This is a genomic window from Oleiphilus sp. HI0123, from assembly GCF_001635315.1.
This window is the reverse complement of sequence record NZ_LWGE01001098.1, coordinates 1-5,266: the sequence shown is the minus strand read 5'-3', so window position 1 is coordinate 5,266 and position 5,266 is coordinate 1. Positions and strand designations below refer to the sequence as shown.

The following is a 5,266-nucleotide window of genomic DNA, read 5'->3' as shown; positions in this document are numbered from 1 at the left end:
AGTATCCTTTTCTCTGTAAGTATCTCAGCGCTGTGGATTTAATTTCCACAAATTCTTAATTCACCACCAACGATACGCTGATAAATTAGAATATTCATACTAAGCAAAGGTATTAACGCAAATAAATTGTTGGGCTTGGCAAGGAGGACGTTAAGAGGGAAGTGCTACCACTCGAACAATACCCAGCTAGGCACAAGGACTTGTGAGCGATCTTCGCGGATCCAGGCATTGCCATCCTGAGGCACTAAATAATAAGTAGGGCCAATCTTTGGAACGACTTTAATTTCTTTTAGAACGCCATTCACACGATATTCGTAAAAAGTTTTGTTATCCTCATTGCGAATAACGATCTCAGGCTCAGCAGGCTGAATAGATTCCTCTGCATGTGCGGATGTTATAGCGAACATGCTGGCTTGAGTTGCGAGTAGAGTTACTAATAAAGTTGGGCGTAATATCTTTCGCATATGAACTCCTGTATGAGCGTTGACGAATAAAAATATCTGTTCTGTATTGTCGTTTTTTCTTACTATAGCACTGTGCCAGTGATTACTCACCGGACTTTTAATTTCAAAACCCAGCTCTTACCAGCATCTAAACAATTATAGATACGCAATTTATGACAACAAATACCGAGCAATCTCAAACACTTCCTACCGTTTTGGTGGATGGATCATCTTATTTATTCCGGGCTTTTCATGGTTTACCTCCTTTAGTTAATTCTAAAGGCCAGCCAACCGGAGCAATTAAAGGTGTGATCAGCATGCTTAGAAGGCTGGAAACCGACTATCCAGGCTCTAAAGTAATTGTGGTTTTTGACGCTAAAGGTAAGAACTTTCGTCATGAAATTTACCCTGACTATAAAGCGAATCGTCCACCGATGCCTGATGATTTACGTTCTCAGATCGCGCCGATTCACGAGATCATTGAAGCAATGGGTTTGCCTTTACTCATCATTCCTGATGTCGAAGCGGATGATGTGATTGGTGCCTTGGCGCATCAGGCAACGCAAAAGAAGATCGATGTGGTGATCTCAACTGGCGATAAGGATATGGCTCAGTTAGTGACAGAGCATGTGACGCTGATCAATACCATGACCGATACCAAAATGGATATTCAAGGCGTCGAAGATAAGTTCGGCGTTCGCCCTGATCAGATCATTGACTACTTAGCTTTGGTTGGCGATTCGGTTGATAATATTCCCGGCGTGCCGAAGTGTGGCCCGAAGACGGCGGTAAAGTGGTTAACGGCTTATGGTAGCATGCAGGGTGTTATTGATAGTGCCGATGAGGTGAAAGGTAAAGTTGGCGAGAACCTGCGTGATAGCTTATCGTTTCTACCGATGTCTTATGAGTTGGCAACGATCAAAACTGAAATAGATTTGCCGGAAGCGCTAGAGGATATCAGCCACAAAGAAACTGACCACCGACGATTGTTAGCACTATTTAGCGAGTATGAATTCCGGTCTTGGGTCACTGCCCAAGAAAGAGCCTTGAACAGTGCGGGAGATGATGCGGAACAAGCAGAAGAGCCGGTAGTTGAGCATAATTGCGACTACCAGACTATTCTTGACAAAGATGCGTTTGCGCTTTGGTTTAACAAACTTAAGTCGGCGGACTTATTTGCTTTTGATACCGAGACCACCAGCCTCAACTATATGGAAGCCGAGGTGGTAGGTGTTTCCTTCGCCTGTAATGCAGAGGAAGCAGCTTATGTGCCTTTTTGTCATGATTACTTGGATGCGCCCGAGCAGTTAGATAAAGATTGGGTACTTGATCAACTAAAGCCACTTCTGGAGAGTAGTGAGCAGCTTAAAGTTGGCCAAAACCTGAAATACGATAAAAGTGTATTGGCCAATCATGGTATTGAGCTTCAAGGTATTGCGCACGATACGATGATTGAATCTTATGTGCTGAACTCCACGGGAAGTCGTCACGACATGGATACTCTGGCCGAGAAGTACTTGGGCAGAAAAACCATCCACTTTGAAGATATCGCCGGGAAGGGAGCCAAACAGCTTACCTTCAACCAAATAGCTCTAGAGCAAGCCGGGCCTTATGCCGCAGAAGATGCCGAGATTACTTTGGCGCTTCACCATGCAATCTATCCGCAATTAGAAAAGATTGAAGGGCTGGCGAAGGTTTATCATGAAATAGATAAGCCTCTGTTGTCGATTCTGTCAAAAATAGAACGCACAGGTGCGGTGGTTGACGCTCATATTCTAGGGCAGCAGAGTCAGGAATTAGCCGAACGAATTGTTGAGCTAGAGCGTGAAGCTTATGACTTGGCGGGTGAAGAGTTCAACTTAAGTTCACCAAAACAGTTGCAAGCGATATTCTTTGAGAAACTAGGGTTGCCGATCATCAAGAAGACGCCCAAGGGTCAACCTTCAACCGCCGAGCCGGTCTTACAGGAATTAGCACTTGACTACCCGCTGCCTAAGTTAATTCTTGAGCACCGTAGTCTGGCAAAACTCAAGTCGACTTATACCGATAAACTTCCGCAGTTGATTAATCCGGGAACAGGGAGAATTCATACTTCTTATCATCAGGCTGTCACCGCGACAGGGCGTTTATCTTCTAGTGATCCGAACTTGCAGAATATTCCGATTCGAAGCACCGAAGGTCGAAAGATTCGTCAGGCTTTTGTTGCACCCGACGGTTATAAGCTTATCGCAGCCGACTATTCGCAAATAGAACTGAGAATTATGGCGCACTTGTCTCAAGATAAGGGCTTGTTGGAGGCATTTGCTCAAGGAGAAGACGTACACCGTGCGACTGCTGCAGAAGTCTTCGATGTTTCTGTTGAAGAGGTGAGTGCTGATCAGCGCCGCAAAGCCAAAGCCATTAACTTTGGTTTGATTTACGGTATGTCGGCATTTGGTTTGGCGAAGCAAATCAATGTATCTCGAAAAGAAGCAGCGCAATATATTGATCGTTATTTCGAACGTTACCCAGGTGTACTTGAGTACATGGATAGAATCCGGGCTCAAGCACATGATGATGGTTATGTCGAAACCGTTTTTGGTCGTCGTTTATATCTTCCTGAGATAAATGCTCGAAATAAAATGCTTCAGCAAGCAGCAGAGCGGACGGCGATTAATGCACCAATGCAAGGTACGGCGGCAGATATTATCAAAAAGGCGATGATAAAGGTCGATGCCGCACTTGAAGGTGCTGGTCTTGACGCAAAAATGATTATGCAGGTGCATGATGAATTGGTGGTTGAAGTCGCTGAGGGCCAGGTTGAAGGTGTCAAAGCTTTACTGATTGAAAATATGATGTCTGCCGCAGATCTTGATGTTCCGCTTATTGTTGAGGCTGAAGTAGGTGACAATTGGGATCAGGCGCATTAATGAGTGACTCCCAACGCATACTTGAATCGTTGCTTAAGAACGATACAAAGCTTTGGCAGGCGATGCCGATGTCAGAATGGTTTGCTCATTTCAAACAAGCTACAGGCAGCTTTTCCAACTCGATTGATCGGGCGATACTAGCAGGCAGAATGAGTGCCAGTGTCGGTTTTGCTTTTGCAGGTGCATACCAGTCTGCTATCGAAGCGCTTTTTGGTTTGGAGGAAGCCCTACTGGCTTCGGTGTGTGTGACGGAAGCAGGAGGAAATCACCCTCGTGCTATTAATGCCCGGCTTTATACAGAAAAGGCGCAGCTCTATCTCTCAGGAGAGAAGTCTTTCGTTTCGGGAGCCGAAGATGCCGGCATGATTTACGTTGCTTGCCGAGATGAGCGTAGAGGAGATGGCCTTGATTTGTCGGGCCGCCCTCTGATTAAAGTTATCGCCTTAAATACGCAGCTTGAAGGAATTGCGATTCAGGAGATGCCGTCTCTCGGTTTTGTGCCTGAAATCAGCCACGGAAAAGTCATTCTTGACCGAGTCGCTATCAAGGAAAGTTATATCTTGCAGGGGGATGGCTACCTTCAATATGTAAAGGCCTTTCGCACTTATGAAGACTTGCATGTGTGTGCCGCGATTGCCGCTAACCGTATGGCCGAAGCCATTGCTTCAGATTGGGGGCAAGGCGCAATTGAAAAACATATCGCGCTAATACTGTCACTGCGAGAAGTGAATGCCATGCAACTAGATTCTTCTGCGGCACATATTGCCTTGTCTGCTTGTCGCTCACAGCTGAATGAACTAATCGCTGCAACGAATACTTTGTTCGAACAGAGTAATCCTCAAAAATACCAAAATTGGCAGCGTGATAGCCGCCTTTTGAAAGTGGCGGGTAAGGCCCTTGAAACGAGAACTCGAAAAGCTTGGGAAGATATCCTGAGCTAAAAATATTTTATGTGCCTTTCATGAGCTTCCTTTATCAGTAGATTATTGAAATAAAAGAACTTGTATCAATAACTTGAATCTGCCCTCAAAAATTATTTTCTCCTAAGTCTAAAAAATACCCACTTTGAACGTTTTGTGAGCTGGCGCACACAAAAATCTTTACTATCTTAAAAGGTCTGAATAATAAAAATTAACGCTATTTTCCGGGCGGAAGGTAGCGTCAATAGCTCATAGAAATGAGGAAACATCATGCGCCTTTCCGATCTGAATAAACTCTTACTAACGCTTTGTTGCTTAAGTTTAGCCGCTTGTAATGGGGGCAGTAGTGGAGGGGGATCTGGGGGCAGTGATGAGCCGGAGGCGGTTAGTCTGACAGGCGGTGGTATTAAAGGGCCTCTAGTTAATGCAATTGTTACTGTCTATACGGTTGATACCACAGCAGAAGACTTTAAAGGTGCAATAGTAGGTGAACCGGGCTCAACTAATGAACAAGCACAGATTATTGACCTGGTGCTGCCAACACCAATTGAGCCTCCTTATATTCTGGAGTTTACATCAGACGAAAATACGACTGATATTCTAACGGGGCAGGCACCCGTTATTTCCGAAATGCGAACCGTTATTACCCAAGCACTTCTTGATAATGGCGAGCAAATCTATGGCACACCTCTTACAACCATGGCGGTTGACTTGGCGATTCGTAATGCCGATGTCGATACCGGCCCTTGGGCTGACCGTGATGGCGATGAAATTACTGACCCGGGTTTAGGTGACGGCACTGCAACACCGGCTGAACTAGTGAGCGCGCTTCCAATAGCCGCGGCTCAGGTGAAGTCGACCATGGGCTTTGGTATGTCCCAGGATATTGATATTTTTGATACGCCTCCATTAATTGACGAAACAACTGATACGGGTGCAGAGCAAGAAGATGCTGCGGCTTATCGTGCTGCGGTAGAAGCGGTAACGGCTGTTG

The 5,266-nt window shown here is 45.4% G+C and carries 3 protein-coding genes and 1 pseudogene; 3 read left to right on the top strand and 1 reads right to left on the bottom strand.

The window, feature by feature from the left end:
* Positions 1 to 164: 164 nt before the first annotated feature.
* On the bottom strand, positions 165 to 464 hold the full coding sequence (locus tag A3761_RS10875; protein WP_068509226.1) for a DUF2782 domain-containing protein: 300 nt from the start codon (positions 462 to 464) through the stop codon (positions 165 to 167).
* Positions 465 to 616: 152 nt separating this feature from the next.
* On the opposite strand from A3761_RS10875, the gene polA reads away from it, so the two are divergent.
* The 3 genes and pseudogenes from polA to A3761_RS10860 all read left to right on the top strand — a co-directional run.
* On the top strand, positions 617 to 3,352 hold the full coding sequence (gene polA / locus A3761_RS10870) for a DNA polymerase I (protein WP_068509228.1): 2,736 nt from the start codon (positions 617 to 619) through the stop codon (positions 3,350 to 3,352).
* Positions 3,352 to 4,293: an acyl-CoA dehydrogenase family protein gene (locus A3761_RS10865; RefSeq protein WP_068509230.1), complete on the top strand. Its 942-nt coding sequence runs from the start codon at positions 3,352 to 3,354 to the stop codon at positions 4,291 to 4,293. The genes polA and A3761_RS10865 overlap by 1 nt, the downstream gene beginning before the upstream one ends.
* A 249-nt stretch (positions 4,294 to 4,542) precedes the next feature.
* Positions 4,543 to 5,266: pseudogene (locus A3761_RS10860) on the top strand (hypothetical protein); the annotation flags it as partial.